We start from the raw sequence: 15,815 nt of genomic DNA, 5'->3' as shown, positions 1-15,815 counted from the left end.
CATGACCACCGAAAACATCCTGAGCATCATCAAGCTCACCGCCGCCGAGACCGCCGCGAAGATCGCCTCCGGCGAACTCACGGCCGTCGAGGTCACCGAGGCACACCTGGCCCGCATCGAGGCGACGGACGAGAAGGTCCACGCCTTCCTGCACGTCGACCGCGAGGGCGCCCTCGCGCAGGCCCGCGCCGTCGACGCCAAGCGCGAGGCGGGCGAGGAGCTCGGCCCGCTGGCCGGCGTACCGCTCGCCCTCAAGGACATCTTCACCACCATCGGGGTCCCGACCACCGTCGGTTCGAAGATCCTCGAAGGCTGGATCCCGCCCTACGACGCCACCCTGACGCGCAAGCTGAAGGAAGCCGACGTCGTCATCCTCGGCAAGACCAACATGGACGAGTTCGCCATGGGGTCCTCCACCGAGAACAGCGCCTACGGCCCCACCGGCAACCCGTGGGACCTCACCCGGATCCCCGGCGGCTCCGGCGGCGGCTCCGCCGCCGCGCTGGCCGCCTTCCAGGCCCCGCTCGCCATCGGCACGGACACCGGCGGTTCCATCCGCCAGCCCGCCGCCGTCACCGGCACCGTCGGCGTGAAGCCCACGTACGGCGGCGTCTCCCGCTACGGCATGGTGGCGTTCTCCTCGTCCCTCGACCAGGGCGGTCCCTGCGCCCGCACGGTCCTGGACGCGGCCCTGCTGCACGAGGTCATCGCCGGGCACGACCCGCTCGACTCCACCTCCATCGACGCGCCGGTCCCGCCGGTCGTCGAGGCGGCCCGCAACGGCTCCGTCGCCGGGATGCGCGTCGGTGTCGTCAAGCAGTTCTCCGGCGAGGGCTACCAGGCCGGCGTCGTCCAGCGCTTCAACGAGTCCGTCGCGCTCCTGGGCGAGCTCGGCGCCGAGATCGTCGAGCTGGACTGCCCCTCCTTCGACCTCGCGATGGCCGCGTACTACCTCATCGCGCCGTCCGAGTGCTCCTCGAACCTGGCACGCTTCGACGCCATGCGCTACGGCCTGCGCGTCGGCGACGACGGTACGAAGTCCGCCGAGGACGTCACCGCCCTGACCCGCGAAGCCGGATTCGGCGACGAGGTCAAGCGCCGCATCATCCTCGGTACGTACGCGCTCAGCTCCGGCTACTACGACGCGTACTACGGCTCGGCCCAGAAGGTCCGCACGCTCATCACGAAGGACTTCGAGAAGTCCTTCGAGCAGGTCGACGTGATCGTCTCCCCGACGACCCCGACCACCGCCTTCCCCATCGGCGAGCGCTCCGACGACCCCCTCGCCATGTACCTCGCGGACCTGTGCACCATCCCGACCAACCTGGCCGGCAACTCCGCCATGTCGCTGCCCTGCGGCCTGGCACCGGAGGACGGTCTCCCGGTCGGGCTCCAGATCATCGCCCCGGCGATGAAGGACGACCGGCTGTACAAGGTCGGTGCCGCCGTCGAGGCCGCCTTCATCGAGCGCTGGGGTCACCCGTTGCTTGAGGAGGCACCGTCGCTGTGAGCACCAGTGCACTGTCCAAGGCCAAGGGCTTCAAGAAGTCCAAGACCGGCACCTACCTGTCGATCGGCACCACCGCCTTCGGCGCGCTCAGCGTGCTGAAGCAGGTGAAGAAGGCCCGCTCCGAGCACGACGTGCTCAAGCTCGTCGACGCCGCCGTGTCCGCCGCCGCCATCGTCACCGGCCTCGCGATCCTGTACCGCGAGCTGAAGCGCCTGGGCGACGACGACGTCCTGCTGGGCTGAGAGGGAAAGTTTCACCGTGACCACCTTCACCGAACTCCTGTCGTACGAGGACGCTCTCGCCTCGTTCGACCCCGTCATGGGCCTGGAGGTCCATGTCGAGCTCGGCACCAGGACCAAGATGTTCTGCGGCTGCTCGACCGAGCTGGGCGCCGAGCCCAACTCGCAGACCTGCCCGGTCTGCCTCGGTCTGCCCGGCGCGCTCCCGGTCGTCAACGAGATCGGCATCGAGTCCGCCATCAAGATCGGTCTCGCGCTGAACTGCGAGATCGCCGAGTGGTGCCGCTTCGCCCGGAAGAACTACTTCTACCCGGACATGCCGAAGAACTTCCAGACCTCCCAGTACGACGAGCCGATCGCCTTCAACGGCTTCCTCGACGTACAGCTGGAGGACGGCGAGATCTTCCGCGTGGAGATCGAGCGCGCCCACATGGAGGAGGACACCGGCAAGTCGCTGCACGTCGGCGGTGCCACCGGCCGCATCCACGGCGCGTCCCACTCCCTGCTGGACTACAACCGCGCCGGCATCCCGCTCATCGAGATCGTCACCAAGCCGATCGAGGGCGCGGGCGAGCGGGCCCCCGAGGTCGCCAAGGCGTACGTCGCCGAGCTGCGCGAGGTCATCAAGGCGCTCGGCGTCTCCGAGGCCCGCATGGACAAGGGCCAGATGCGCTGCGACGTCAACCTGTCGCTGCGTCCGACCCCCGAGTCGGAGTTCGGCACCCGCTCGGAGACCAAGAACGTCAACTCCCTGCGTTCCGTCGAGCGGGCGGCCCGCTTCGAGATCCAGCGCCACGCGGCGGTGCTCTCGTCGGGCGGCTCGATCGTGCAGGAGACCCGGCACTTCCACGAGGAGGACGGCTCCACCACGGCCGGCCGCATCAAGGACAACGCCGAGGACTACCGCTACTTCCCGGAGCCGGACCTCGTGCCCGTCGCCCCGGCCCGCGCCTGGGTCGAGGAACTGCGCGCCGGTCTGCCCGAGATGCCGCGCGTGCGCCGCAACCGGCTCCGCGAGGAGTGGGGCGTCAGCGAGCACGACATGCAGTCGATCCTCAACGCGGGCGCGGTGGACTCCATCGTCGCCACGATCGAGGCGGGTGCCGACTCGGCCGCCGCGCGCAAGTGGTGGATGGGCGAGCTGGCGCGCAACGCGAACGAGCAGGGCGTCGTCGTCGATGAGCTGCCGATCACCCCGGCGCAGGTGGCCCGGGTCGCGGCGCTGGTCGCGGACGGCTCGCTCAACGACAAGCTGGCCCGTCAGGTCATCGAGGGCGTCCTCGCCGGCGAGGGCACCCCGGACGAGGTCGTCGACAAGCGAGGCCTGAAGGTCGTCTCCGACGAGGGCGCGCTCGGCGCGGCCGTGGACGAGGCCATCGCGGGCAACGCGGCCATCGCGGACAAGATCCGCGGCGGCAAGGTCGCCGCCGTCGGAGCCCTGGTCGGCGCGGTCATGAAGACCACCCGCGGCCAGGCCGACGCGGCGCGCGTGAAGGAACTCATCCTCGAACGCCTCGGCGTCACCGAGGGCTGAGCCCCCACGACGGCGCCGGCCACGGCCCGCGCCACGCGTACGGCCGCAAGCAGGTCCGCACGTACGGCCGGAAGGGCCCCGCACCCCGATCAGGGGGTGCGGGGCCCTTCCGCGTCCCCGCCCCGAGCCCGTCCCACCACACCCAACACGGCCCGAGCGACCCTCCCGGCGGGAGGGTCGGCGTACGGGGCCGTGTGGTTTCGGAGGGGTGGGTTAGGGTGACCTAACCAAAGGGGTGTCGGGTGAAGGGGTGGGCGGACATGGCTGTGGGCAAGGGCTGGGAGGGCATGGTCCTCAAGCTGCTGCGGGGCAAGGACTTCACGTTCACCGTGACGGAGGTCGAGCAGGTCACCGAGCACTTCCGGCGGATCCGTTTCACCGACGGCGGGCTGCTCGCGGCCGCCGGGGAATCCCTCCACCCGACCATGTGGGTCCGGGTCTGGTTCGAGGGCGGCAGCCGACCGCACCAGCGGGCGTACACCCTCGTCGACCCCGACCCGGCCACCGGCACCTTCGCGTTCGAGTTCGCCCTGCACGACGGGCTCGCCAGCCGGTGGGCGCGCGGCGCCGCGCCCGGTGACACCGTCGAAGCCACCGTGCAGGGCACCGGTTTCACCGCGCCCGACCCGGCGCCCGAGCGGCTGCTGGTGATCGGCGACCCGGCCTCCCTGCCCGCCATCAACTCCCTGCTGGACGCCTACCCGGCGACCCCGGCCACCGTCTGGTTCGAGACGCAGCACGCCTCGGACGTGGACCTGCCGCTGCGGATCGACACCGGCCGGCACGACGTCCGGCGGGTGGAGCGGGGCGGAACGGCGCTCGCCGACCGGGTCCGGGCCGAACTGCCCGAGCTGGTCGCCGATCCGGGCTCGGCCTACGTGTGGATGGCCTGCGACACCGCGACCACCCGCGCCCTGACGGCGTACCTGCGCAAGGACCTGGCCCTGCCGAAGCAGCGGGTCAACAGCCTGGGGTACTGGCGCGCCGCCTGAGGCGCGGATCCCGGCGGCGCCCGCCGACAGGACTCAGGCCCCGACCGTGCCGTCCACGGCCTCGCGCAGGAAATCCGCGTGGCCGTTGTGGCGGGCGTACTCGTGGATCATGTGCAGCATCACCACGCGGGCCGAGACGTCCGCCTCCCACTTCGTGACGTGGGCCGTCACGTCGAGGGACTCCAACGACGCCTCGACCGACCGGGCGTGCTCCACCTCGGCCCGCCAGGCGGCGAAGGCCTCCGCCATCGTGGCGCCGGTCGTGTCGTAGGCGGCCTGGAAGTCGTGCCGGTCGGACCACACGTGCGCCACGTCCGCGTCACCGCCCAGGGTGCGGCGGAACCATTGCCGCTCGACCTCGGCCATGTGCCGGACCAGCCCCAGCAGGGACAGCGTGGACGGCGGCGAGGCCGGGCGGCGCAGGTCCTCGTCCCCGAGGCCCTCGCACTTCATGGCGAGGGTGGCCCGGTGGAAGTCGAGGTACGCCCGCAGGGTCTCGCGTTCCCCGGCGGTGAGGGGCGGGCCGGTGCGCTCGACGTCCCGGACGACGGGGGCGCCCGGAGCCGGGTCCGTGGCGCCGGGGAGTGTGCCTTCGGTGTTCGTACGGCTGTTCATGGGGCGATCCTGCCCTCTCCCTCACCCTGCGGGAAAGGGCTCCGGGCCGCGTCAGCCCTGCCACACGTACGGGACGGTGACCCCCAACACCCCGAAACCGAGGCGCTGCAGGATCGGCCGGCTGTCCTGCGACGCGTCCACCTGAAGGTACGCAATGCCCCGCTGCGCCGCCACGCGGGCGCGGTGGGCCACCAGCAGCCGGTAGATGCCCCGGCCGCGCCAGTGCGGGTCGGTACCGCCGCCCCACAGCCCCGCGAAGGAGGACCCCGGCCGCATCTCCATCCGGGCCGCGCTCACCGGCACGTCCCCGGCCATCGCCACCACGGCCTCGATCGTTTCCGGCTCGTCGCGCAGCAGCCGCAGCAACGTCTCCCGGATCGCCGGCCGCTCGCTGCCGAAGGCCCGGTGGTGGGCCTCCATCATCAGGTCCACCCCGGCGCCGTCCCGCACCACCCGCAGGGTGATCCCCTCCGGCGGTTCCACCGGCAGCACGGCGACATCGGTCGTGCGGGCCACCAACACCGTCTCCGCCGGCTCCGGCACGAAGCCCGCCGCGCGCAGCCGGTCCCCGAGGTCGGCCGGCCGGTCGTGGGAGTACAGCTTCCACTCGAACTCCGTCCCCGCGCCGAGGTCGTCCCGCGCCGCGAAGAACGCCACCTGCTCCGCGATGGCCGCGTCGGCCGTCCCCTCGTCGAGGTCCGACCACAGCACCCCGTTCCAGCCCGGGCCCGGCACGGTCTGCCGGACGACCGGACCGACCCGCTCCACCCGCGCCGCCGCCACGTCGGGCACCGCGTCCCGGCGCATCTGCGCGTCGTGGAGGGCGCGTACCGCCAACAGCTCTTCGTCGTCCATCGCCTTGTTCATCGGGCCAGCCGACCAGCCGCCGGTACGCCCCGGCAACTGCATTAATCTCGCGTGCGTGAACACTTCCCCCGTGAACGAGGACGCCGTGAGCGAAGACGCCGTGAGCGAGGACGCCGCGGACGCGGACGCCGTGGCGGTGGACGCGGGCGCCGTGCACGCGGACCTCGTCGTCCACACCGGTAAGGCCGGCCCCGACGCCGCCGCCGACCGCGGCTGGCTCCTCGGGCACTTCAAGCCGCCCGGCGACCCCCGCCACAGCGAGGACGTGGAGATCAAGTGGGGCGTCCACCCCAAGGGCGAGGAGCGCGGGCGCTGGGTGACCGGCGAGCGGCGCACCGCCCTCCAGGTGCTGATCAGCGGCCGGTTCCGACTGGAGTTCCCCGGCCGCACCGTGGTCCTCGCCGACCAGGGGGACTACGTCGTGTGGGGGCGGCGTCGACCACTCCTGGTACGCGGAGGAGGACAGCGTCGTCCTCACCGTCCGGTGGCCGTCGGTGGCGGGCTACCGCGCGGACGCTCCGTCCGCTGTCCCGTCCGCTGTTCCGCTCGCTCCACCGACCGCCGGCGCGGCCGACGTTCCGGTCGGCCCCGTCAACGACTGACCAAGGTCCCGTACTTCCCCGCAGGCCTGTGACGATGCACACGAAACGGGCCAACGATCACGAAACGCTGAGATCGTGGCCCCGAGGTGCAGACCCTCCCGGCCGTGACGGGGCGACCCCCCGTGCGCGGCGGCCGTCCGCACGCGTTCAAGCGTTCTTTGCGTCGGGCCGACTCCCGGTGAAGATCCGAACCACCAGGGAGCACGTCCGTTGGCAGCAATCGCACGGTGGTGCATGCGGCACCGCTTGGTCACCGTCCTGATCTGGCTGCTGACCCTCGGAGGGACCGCCGTGGCCGCCGGCCTTGCCGGGAGCGCGTTCTCCACCGACTACGAGGTCCCCGGCACCGAGTCCGCCAAGGCCCACGCCCTGCTCCGCGAAGGCTTCCGGGGCCAAGGTGGTGACACCGACACCATCGTGTGGCGGACCCCGGAGCACCGGACGGCACGCACCGCGGACGTCGAACACCGCATGACCCGCGCCCTGGAGAAGGTGGCCGCCCTCCCCGGCGTCGGATCCGTCGCGAGTCCCTACGGTCCCGGCCCGGGCAGTGCCGCGCAGATCAGCCCCGACGGCCGCACCGCCTACGCCGTCGTCACCTTCGACCGGCCGGCCGACGCCGTACCCAAGGAGCAGGCCCGGGCCGTCGTCGACGCCGCGCGCAACGACACCACGCGGGCCGACGGCCTCCAGGTCGAACTCGGAGGCCGGGCCATCGGCCTGACCGAGGCACCCGGGGCCCACCTCGCCGAGGTCATCGGCGTGGTCATCGCCGCCGTCGTCCTCTTCCTCGCCTTCGGCTCCCTCGCCGCGAGCCTGCTGCCCATCGCCACCGCCCTCGTCAGCGTCGGCAGCGCCTACTTCGGCATCACCCTCCTCGGGCACGCCATGCCCGTCGCCGACTTCGCGCCCATGCTCGGCACCCTCGTCGGCCTCGGCGTCGGCATCGACTACGCCCTGTTCATCGTCACCCGGCACCGCAAGGGCCTGACCCGCGGACTGACCGTCGACGAGGCGGGCGAGAACGCGGTGGCCACCACCGGCCGGGCCGTCGTCTTCGCCGGCGCCACCGTGTGCATCGCGCTCCTCGGCATGCTGGTGCTGCGGCTGAACTTCCTCAACGGCGTGGCGATAGCCGCCTCCCTCACCGTCGTCCTCACCGTGGCCGCGTCCGTGACGCTGCTCCCCGCGCTCCTCTCCTGCATCGGCACGCGCGCCCTCTCCGGCCGCGAGCGGCGCAGGCTCGCCGCCGAGGGGCCCCGGCCCGAGCAGCCCAGCGGCTTCGCCGCCCGCTGGTCGGCCTTCGTCGAGCGACACCCCAAACTGCTCGGGGCCGTCGCCACCGCCGTCATGGTGGCGCTGGCCCTGCCCACCTTCTGGCTCCACCTCGGCACCTCCGACCAGGGCAACAACCCGGCGGGCTCCACCACCCGCAAGGCCTACGACCTGCTCGCCGAGGGCTTCGGACCCGGCACCAACGGCCCCCTCACCGTCGTCACCCGCCTCGACGGCCCCGGCGACCGGATCGCCGTCGACCGGATCGCCGAGGCGGTGCGCGACACCCACGGCGTCGCCTCCGTGGGCCCGGCGGTCCTCAACCGCAGCGGGGACACCGCGGTCCTGACCGTCGTACCGGACTTCGCCCCGCAGGCCCGGGCCACCAGCGAACTCGTCGACACCCTCCGCCAGGACGTCATCCCGCGCGCCTCCCACGGCAGCTCGGCGCAGACCCACGTCGGCGGAGTGACGGCCGGCTACGACGACTTCGCCGAGGTGATCGTCGGGAAGCTGCCGCTGTTCGTCGCCGTCGTGATCGCCCTCGGCTGCGTGCTCCTGCTGTTGGCCTTCCGGTCCGTGGGCATCCCGCTCAAGGCCGCCGCCATGAACGTCGCGGCCGTCGCCTCCTCCTTCGGCGTCGTCGTCGTGGTCTTCCAATGGGGCTGGGGGAGCGAACTGCTGGGCCTCGGCAGCGCCGGGCCCATCGAACCCTTCCTGCCGGTGATCATGGTGTCGGTGCTCTTCGGGCTCTCCATGGACTACCAGGTCTTCCTCGTCAGCCGGATGTACGAGGAGTGGCTCGAAACCGGCGACAACAAGAGGGCCGTCCGCGTCGGCCTGGCGGAGACCAGCCGGGTCATCAACTCGGCGGCCGTCATCATGATCGCCGTGTTCCTGGCGTTCGTCCTGAGCGGCGACCGGATCATCGCGATGTTCGGCATCGCCCTCGCGGCGGCCGTCGCCCTCGACGCCTTCGTCCTGCGCACCCTGCTCGTACCGGCCCTCATGCACATGCTCGGCGGGGCCAACTGGTGGCTGCCCGCCTGGCTCGACCGCAGGCTGCCCCGCATCAGCATCGAAGCGCCGGACCGCCGCAGCCGCGCCGGCCTGCCCGCCCAGCGGCCGGACGCGGACCGCGCGGAGCCGGCCGTCCCGTCCCGCTGACCGCCGCCGTCCCGCCGCCGTTCCGCCGCTGTTCCGCCGGCGTCCCGTCCCGCCGGCCGGTCACGCGGGGGCCGGGGCCCCCTCCGGGCCACCCCGCCGGGGGCTCCGAGCCCGGGACCTGCGGACCTCGTGGGGGGACGCCGTCCCGGCCTCTCAGAAACCTCTCAGAAAGGCCGCCTACCGTGCGCGGCATGGACATCAAGAAGACCCCCGCCCCGACCGCCCCCGAGGCGGCCGCGGACGCCGTCGCGGACACGGAGGCCGGGACCCCCGCCGCCCCCGCCGACACCACCGCCGCAGCCGCCCCGGCCGCCGGAACCCCCGCCGAGGCGGACGCGTCCGACGACGCCTCCGACTACCCCGAGGATTCCGCGTACGACGACGATGACGAGGCCGTCGCCCCGCAGGAGCACGCCGGCGTCGGCGCCGCGGCCTCCGCGATCGTCGCCGCCGGTCTCGGGCTGGTCGCCCTCAGCGGCAGCTGGGTCTCCCGCGTGATCGCCGAACGCCAGACGCTGATCGGCCAGATCGAGTCGGCCAACGCGACCACCGCCAAGGAGAAGATCGCCGCCCTCTACGGCGACCCCTGGCACATGACCGCCCTGGTCAACGGTGTCCTGTCCACCCTCGCCCTGCTCATCGCCGTCTTCGTCCTGGCCCGCCCCGCCTTCGGCGCCCCCGGCCGCGTCCTGCCCGTGTGGATCCGCTCCGTGTCCTGGGCCGCCGTCGCCCTGGGACTCCTCGGCGTCCTGCTCTTCGGCCTCATGTACTTCGACGTCCTCGTTCCCATGCCGACGGCCGCCGAGTAGGCACCCCCTTAGGGCGCTCCACCCGTTCTGGAGCGCCCGGGCCCACGGCCTAAGGACCCCCACCCCGTACAGATGCGGCATGCGCCCGATGCGGCGGCACCCCCTGGGAAGCGAATCTTGGATCACACCGAACGAGGTGCCCGAGAAACACCACCAGGGAGTACGAGATGTTCGAGTACGAGATGGCCACCGCCCGCCGCGCCGACCTCATCCGCGAGGCCGACGAGTACCGCATGGCCCAGCAGGCCAAGAAGGCGCGCCGCGCCTCTTCCCGCAGCCAGGAACCCGAAGGGCCGGTGAGAGCCGTCCGCAGCCTCTTCACCCGCGCCGCGTGACCCGCGTCGCACGCCACGTGAACTGATACGTGATGAGAAGCGCAGCGATATCCGGTGCCGCCGAGCCGCAGCTCTGTGCGATGCTCGGCGGCGTGGAGACCAGATCTGTCAGCCCGGTGTTCGTCGGCCGAGCCGACGAACTGGCCGTACTCGTGGACGCCCTGACGAGGGCCGCGGAACAAGAGCCGCAGGCCCTGCTCATCGGGGGAGAGGCCGGGGTCGGCAAGACCAGGCTCACCGAGGAGTTCCTCGGTGAGGCCGCCCGACGCGGCGCTGTCGTCGCCGTCGGGAGCTGTGTGGAGATCGGGGCGGAGGGGCTTCCCTTCGCCCCTTTCTCGACGGCCCTGCGCGCCCTGCGCCGCCAACTCCCCGACGAACTCGCCGTCGCGGCCGCCGGCCAGGAGGACGAACTCGCCCGGATCCTCCCCGAACTCGGCGAGACCCCCCGCGGTCCCCACGACGAGGAGAGCACCGCCCGGCTCTTCGAGCTGACGGCCCGGATGCTGGAGCGCCTCGCCACCGACCGCACCCTCGTGCTCGTCCTGGAGGACCTGCACTGGGCGGACACCTCCACCCGGCACCTGCTCGCCTACCTCTTCCGCACCCTCGGCAGCGGCCGGCTCGTCGTCGTCGCGACCTACCGGGCCGACGACATCCACCGCCGCCACCCGCTGCGCCCGCTCCTCGCCGAACTGGACCGGCTCCGCGCCGTCCAGCGCATCGAACTGCCCCGGTTCAACCGCGCCGAGGTGCGCCGCCAGCTCGTCGGCATCCTCGCCTCGCAGCCCGACGAGACCTTCGTCGACTCCGTCTTCGACCGTTCCGACGGCAACGCCTTCTTCGTCGAGGAACTCGTCGCCTCCCGGCAGAGCGGCTGCCGCACCGGTCTCACCGAATCGCTGCGCGACCTGCTCCTCGTCCGGGTCGAAGTGCTCCCGGACGCCGCCCAGCGCGTGGTGCGCATCGTCGCCGAGGGCGGCTCCACCGTCGAGTACCCGCTGCTGCGGGCCGTGGCCCGGCTCGGCGAGGACGAACTCATCGAGGCGCTGCGGGCCGCCGTCGGCGCCAACATCCTGCTCGCCACCACCGACGGTGACGGCTACCGCTTCCGCCACTCCCTGGTCCGCGAGGCCGTCAGCGACGACCTCCTCCCCGGCGAACGCGCCCGCGTCAACCGGCGCTACGCCGAAGCCATGGAGGACGACCGGACGCTGGTCCGCGCCGAGGAACGCGTCATCCGGCTCGCCAACTACTGGTACGCCGCCAACGACCCCGCCAAGTCCCTGCCCGCCGTCCTCGCCGCCTCGGTGGCAGCCCGGCGGCGGCACGCCTACTCCGAGCAGCTGAGCCTGCTGGAACGGGCCATGGACCTGTGGGACAGCACCCCGCACGAGGTCCGTGAGGCCCTGCGCCCCGCCGACTACACCGACGTGTACCCGCCCTGCGGCTGCGACCCGGAGACCACCCCGCTCCAGCGCCTCGACCTGCTGGCCGAGGCCACCGTCGCCGCCCGCTTCGGGGGCGAGCGCGAACGCGCGCTGAAGATAACCAAGTTGGCCCTGCGCACCCTCGCCGAGGACGGCGACGACCCGCTGCGCGCCGCCTGGTTCTGGGCCGAACGCTCCCGACTCGTCGCCGGACTCGGCCGCAGCGACGGCTGGGAGGAGATCGCCAGGGCCCAGGAACTGGTCAAGGGGCTGCCCCCGTCCCAGGTGCACGCCGACGTCCTCGTCCTCGCCGCCGGCTGGGGCATGCTCCACAAGCCCGGACCCGGCAACCTCGCCGCCGCCGAACGCGCCGTCGAGTACGCGCGCATGGTCGGCGCCGAGGACACCGAACTCAACGCCCGCATCACCCTCGGCTGCCTCCTCACCGACTCCGGTGACGGCAGCGCCGGACTCGCCGAGATGCATGCCGTCAAGGACCGGGCCGGCGAGCTCGGCCTCACCCCGATCGTGGGACGGGCCCACATCAACCTGACCTCCCAGCTCGAAAGCCTGGGTCGCTCCCGCGAAGCCGTGGAGCTGGCCGAGCAGGGCGCCCAACTGGTCAGGAAATCACGGCTCATGGACACCGAGGCCTGGGTCTGCGGCAACATGGCGGAGAGCCTGTACAGCCTCGGCCGCTGGGACGAGGCCGCCGACGCCGCCCGGCGCACCCTGAGCGTCGGCCAGAGCGCGGCCCCGCGCGGATCCGCCGCGGCCCGCCTCGCCTACCTGGCCCTGGCCCGCGGTGAACTCGCCGAGGCCGCCCAGCAATTGGCTGCCGCGCACGCCCACTTCGGCACCCACGACACCCAGCCCCAGCACCGGGTCCCGCTCTACCGGCTCGCCGTCGGCGTGGCCGCCGGCGAAGGCCGGATCGCCGACGTGCGCACCGAGATCGAGCATGCCGTCAGCATCGGCTTCCGGCTCGGCCAGCACCGCTACGCCTGGCCCCTGCTCCTCGCCGGCGCCACCGCCGAGGCCGACTCGCGCGGCCTGCCCGCCGCCGAACCCGGCCGGAGCGCCGCCCTCGGCCTGCTGCGCACCGCCGCCCGCACCCTGGCCACCCCGGCCCCGGTGTGGACCGCCCACGCCGAGTACGTGCGCGCCGAGTTGCTGCGCGCCGAGGCCGCCGACACCGTCGCAGACTGGACGGCCGTCGAAGCCGCGGTCCGCACCCTGGAGCGGCCCTACCTGCTGGCCCGCGCCCGCTACCGGCTCGCCGAGGCGCTGCTGACCGCGGGCGGCGACCGGACCGCGGCCGTGGCCCTGCTGCGCGACGCCCACGCCACCGCCGACCGGCTCGGCTCCCGCCGGCTGCGCGAGGACCTGGCCCTGCTCGCCCAGCGGGCCCGGATCCCGCTGGACGTCGAGGCCGACGCCGACCAGGCCCCGCCCGTCGCGGACACCGACCCGGTCGAGGCCCTCGGCCTGACCGGCCGCGAACGGGAGGTGCTGCGACTGGTCGCGGGCGGCAGCACCAACCGCCGGATCGCCGAGGAGCTCTTCATCTCCCCGAAGACGGCCAGCGTGCACGTGTCGAACATCCTGGCCAAGCTGGGTGTCGCCGGCCGCGGCGAGGCGGCCGCCCTCGCCCACCGCCTGCGCCTCTTCACCCCCGTCGCGCCACCGACCCCGCCCGCGCCGACTCCCACCGGGATGCCCGCCGGCCGACCCTAGGCCGAAGCCGCCCCGTCGCCCTCGGCGGAACCGGTCAGCTACCGGCCCCCGGGGGCGCGTCGGCATCGGGGCCCTCGGCCGGGCGTATGAGCACCCGTCCCGAATCCAGGTCTATCGGGCCCCGTCCCGGGTCGCCGTCGTTCACGTCGGTCCGGGACAGCTCCAGGCGCTTGCGCTCCTCGTCCGTGTGCTTGCTGCCGGGACTGAACAGTTCGTCGATCATGTTGAACATCGTGCACCGTGCCTTCCACCCCGTAGGGGCCTCGTTCGGTCACCGCACCTTCAGGGTCAGGATCCTGTCGTCGCCGGTCTCCGGAGAGCCCCGTCCGTCCGTCTCGCTCGTGACCAGCAGCAGGCCGTCCCCACCGAGCGGGACCACCGTGCGCAGCCGCCCGTACTTCCCCTCCAGGAAGGCCTCCGGCTCCGCGACCGGTACGGCCCCGTCCAGCGGGATCCGCCACAGCCGCTGACCCTTCAACCCGGCCATCCAGATCGAGCCCTGCGCCCAGGCGATACCGCTCGGCGAGGCCTCGTTCGTTCTCCACACGGCCACAGGATCCCGGAAGCCGGGCTTCGACGCCTTCCCCTCGGCCTCCGGCCAGCCGTAATTGCCTCCCGGCTCGATCAGATTCAGCTCGTCCCAGGTGTTCTGCCCGAACTCGGCGGCCCAAAGCCGTTTGTCCTTGTCCCAGGCCAGGCCCTGCACGTTGCGGTGCCCGTACGAATAGACGACCGAGTCCGCCTCGGGATTGCCGTGCACCGGCTCGCCGTCCGGCGTCATCCGCAGGATCTTCCCGCCGAGGGACTTCTTGTCCTGGGCCAGCCCCGTCTCACCGGTCTCGCCCGTGCCGGCGTAGAGCATCTTGTCCGGCCCGAAGGCGATCCGGCCCCCGTTGTGGATGACCCCCTTGGGGATGCCCCGGAACACCGTGTCGGGCGCGCCCAGTTGCTGACCGGGTGCTCTCTGTTCCTCGTACCGCATCCGGGCGATCCGATTGTCGGACTCCGTGGTGAAGTACGCGTACACCAGCCGGTCCGTCGCGAACGTCGGGGACACCGCCAGGCCCAGCAGGCCCCCCTCGCCGCCCGGCGCCACTCCGGGGACCTCGCCGATCGGCGTCACCGCGCCCGTGTCGGCCCGGACCCGGCTGATCGTGCCCTTGTCCCGGGAGGCGACCAGCAGGTCCCCGCCGGGCAGCGCCGCCACGCCCCACGGCGACTCCAGCCCCTTGGCGAGCTCGCCCGTCACCGCCACCGAGCCCTTCGCCGGCGCCGCGGGGGCCTTCGCGGAGGCCGAGGACCCCGGGGATGCCGACCCGGCCGGGGGCGACCCCGGGGGAGAGCCGGCCGGGCCCGCCTGGGCACCGCCCGATCCGGAGCAGCCCGCCACCAGCAGGGCCCCGCACCCGGCCAGCGCGAGCGCCGTCAGCCGAGCGCGTCGGCCCGCGCCGGCGGACCCGTACGCCCCCGGCCGCGGCCCTCGCGGACCACTCGGGCCCCCGACCCCGCCGACCGCGCGCGCCCCGCCGACGCCGCCGATCCGTCCGTCGTCCCACATCGCCCTGCTCCCCTCCGTCGACCGCCTGCCTTCTCCTTCTGTTCCAACAGCCCGGGCAACTCCCGAAGTTCCACCACTCGTACACCCGATCGAGTGCACTTGCCCGGGACCGCTCAGTCCCAGGCTCCCACCGCCGACGGCAGTGCCGCTATCTCGGACAGCTCGGCGCCCGTCAGCCGCACCTCCGCCGCCCCGGCGTTCTCCGCCGCCCACCGGGCCCGCTCGGCCCCCGGCACCGGTATCACGTGCGGCCCCTGCGCCAACACCCAGGCCAGCGCCACCTGCGCCGCCGTGACCTGCGGCCCGTGCCGCAGCGCCACCCGTCGCAGACCCGCCACCAGCACCTGGTTCGAGGCCATCGCGTGCGCCGTGAACCGCGGGTGCCGGGCCCGCACGTCCGCGTCCTCGAAACCCTGCCCCGGCGTCAGCGTCCCGGTCAGGAACCCGCTTCCCAGCGGCATCGCCGCCAGTACGCCGACCCCCCGAGCAGCGCACCACGGCAGCAGCTGCCACGCCGCTTCCGGGGACCACACCGACAGCTCCGCCTGCACCGCCGTCACGGGGAACACCTGCTGGACCCGCTCCAGCCGCCGCAGCGTCGTCCCGTACTCCCGGTCACCGCGCCTCCCCGCGCCCGGCCCGGCCCCCGCGCCCAGCGCGCAGTACCCGAGCGCCCGCACCTTGCCCGCGCCCACCAGCTCCGCCATGGCGCCCCAGGTCTCCTCCACCGGAACGTCCGGGTCCACCCGGTGCAGCTGGTACAGGTCGATGACGTCGGTCCGCAGCCGCCGCAACGAGGCGTCGCAGGCCCGCCGCACGTAGCCGGGCCGCCCGTCCGCCACCACGTGCTGCTCGCCCGCCCGCAGCCCCACCTTCGCCGACACGAAGGCGTCGGCCCGCCGCTCCCGCAGGACCCGCCCGACCACCAGTTCGTTGGTGAACGGCCCGTACAGATCGGCCGTGTCCAGCAGGTTCGCCCCCAGGTCCAGCGCCGTGTGCACGGTCCGCAGCGACTCCTCGCCCCGGCGGAGCGACGGCGCGTAGGCCCAGCTCATCGGCATGCAGCCGAGCCCGATGGCACCCACCGTCAGCGGTCCCGACCCGATCGACCTGCGCTCCACTCCCGCGTCCCCCTCCCGGTCCGGCCC

At 73.2% G+C, this 15,815-nt stretch carries 13 protein-coding genes and 1 pseudogene; 9 read left to right on the top strand and 5 right to left on the bottom strand.

Going from position 1 to position 15,815, the window contains the following annotated elements; genetic code table 11:
- Position 1 precedes the first annotated feature (1 nt).
- The 4 genes from gatA (at position 2) to ACFY0I_RS27510 (ending at position 4,275) form a co-directional block, all read left to right on the top strand.
- Positions 2–1,510 carry an Asp-tRNA(Asn)/Glu-tRNA(Gln) amidotransferase subunit GatA gene (gene gatA, locus ACFY0I_RS27525; protein WP_388900873.1) on the top strand — a complete coding sequence of 503 codons (1,509 nt, stop codon included), beginning with the start codon at positions 2–4 and terminating at the stop codon, positions 1,508–1,510.
- On the top strand, positions 1,507–1,752 hold the full coding sequence (locus tag ACFY0I_RS27520; RefSeq protein ID WP_388900871.1) for a hypothetical protein: 246 nt from the start codon (positions 1,507–1,509) through the stop codon (positions 1,750–1,752). Before gatA ends, ACFY0I_RS27520 begins: the two co-directional genes overlap by 4 nt.
- Positions 1,753–1,768: 16 nt before the next feature.
- The gene (gene gatB / locus ACFY0I_RS27515) at positions 1,769–3,283 is read left to right on the top strand and encodes an Asp-tRNA(Asn)/Glu-tRNA(Gln) amidotransferase subunit GatB (protein ID WP_388900869.1); all 1,515 of its coding nucleotides are present in this window, start codon (positions 1,769–1,771) and stop codon (positions 3,281–3,283) included.
- A 260-nt stretch (positions 3,284–3,543) separates the two neighbouring features.
- On the top strand, positions 3,544–4,275 hold the full coding sequence (locus tag ACFY0I_RS27510; protein ID WP_388900868.1) for a siderophore-interacting protein: 732 nt from the start codon (positions 3,544–3,546) through the stop codon (positions 4,273–4,275).
- Positions 4,276–4,308: 33 nt separating this feature from the next.
- On the opposite strand, the gene ACFY0I_RS27505 is transcribed toward ACFY0I_RS27510, so the two are convergent.
- Complete coding sequence (locus ACFY0I_RS27505) at positions 4,309–4,890, bottom strand: DinB family protein (protein WP_388900866.1); 582 nt, start codon at positions 4,888–4,890, stop codon at positions 4,309–4,311.
- A 51-nt stretch (positions 4,891–4,941) separates the two neighbouring features.
- A complete protein-coding gene (locus tag ACFY0I_RS27500) occupies positions 4,942–5,757 on the bottom strand; it encodes a GNAT family N-acetyltransferase (RefSeq protein WP_388900864.1) in 816 nt (271 codons plus the stop codon).
- 151 nt (positions 5,758–5,908) lie between these two features.
- Between ACFY0I_RS27500 and ACFY0I_RS27495 the strand changes: the two are divergent.
- The 5 genes and pseudogenes from ACFY0I_RS27495 (at position 5,909) to ACFY0I_RS27475 (ending at position 13,109) form a co-directional block, all read left to right on the top strand.
- Positions 5,909–6,359: pseudogene (locus ACFY0I_RS27495) on the top strand (signal peptidase I).
- 210 nt (positions 6,360–6,569) lie between these two features.
- Positions 6,570–8,801 (top strand): MMPL family transporter, encoded by a 2,232-nt coding sequence (locus tag ACFY0I_RS27490; RefSeq protein WP_388900863.1) that lies wholly within the window; start codon positions 6,570–6,572, stop codon positions 8,799–8,801.
- 191 nt (positions 8,802–8,992) lie between these two features.
- The gene (locus tag ACFY0I_RS27485) at positions 8,993–9,610 is read left to right on the top strand and encodes a hypothetical protein (protein WP_388900861.1); all 618 of its coding nucleotides are present in this window, start codon (positions 8,993–8,995) and stop codon (positions 9,608–9,610) included.
- 167 nt (positions 9,611–9,777) lie between these two features.
- The gene (locus ACFY0I_RS27480; RefSeq protein WP_388900859.1) at positions 9,778–9,945 is read left to right on the top strand and encodes a hypothetical protein; all 168 of its coding nucleotides are present in this window, start codon (positions 9,778–9,780) and stop codon (positions 9,943–9,945) included.
- Between the two features lie 80 nt (positions 9,946–10,025).
- Positions 10,026–13,109, top strand: a complete 3,084-nt coding sequence (locus ACFY0I_RS27475) for an AAA family ATPase (protein ID WP_388901113.1) — start codon at positions 10,026–10,028, stop codon at positions 13,107–13,109.
- Between the two features lie 34 nt (positions 13,110–13,143).
- Here the strand turns inward: ACFY0I_RS27475 and ACFY0I_RS27470 are convergent, their stop codons facing one another.
- The 3 genes from ACFY0I_RS27470 to ACFY0I_RS27460 form a co-directional block, all read right to left on the bottom strand.
- A complete protein-coding gene (locus tag ACFY0I_RS27470) occupies positions 13,144–13,332 on the bottom strand; it encodes a DUF6191 domain-containing protein (RefSeq protein ID WP_388900858.1) in 189 nt (62 codons plus the stop codon).
- A gap of 48 nt (positions 13,333–13,380) precedes the next feature.
- The gene (locus ACFY0I_RS27465) at positions 13,381–14,538 is read right to left on the bottom strand and encodes a PQQ-dependent sugar dehydrogenase (RefSeq protein ID WP_388901111.1); all 1,158 of its coding nucleotides are present in this window, start codon (positions 14,536–14,538) and stop codon (positions 13,381–13,383) included.
- A 242-nt stretch (positions 14,539–14,780) separates the two neighbouring features.
- A complete protein-coding gene (locus ACFY0I_RS27460; RefSeq protein ID WP_388900856.1) occupies positions 14,781–15,788 on the bottom strand; it encodes an aldo/keto reductase in 1,008 nt (335 codons plus the stop codon).
- Positions 15,789–15,815 lie beyond the last annotated feature (27 nt).

Source organism: Streptomyces sp. NPDC001568, assembly GCF_042893755.1.
In the GTDB taxonomy this organism is placed as follows: Bacteria; Actinomycetota; Actinomycetes; order Streptomycetales; family Streptomycetaceae; genus Streptomyces.
Note: the sequence above shows the minus strand (reverse complement) of the source record. Positions and strands in the feature narration are given on the sequence as shown.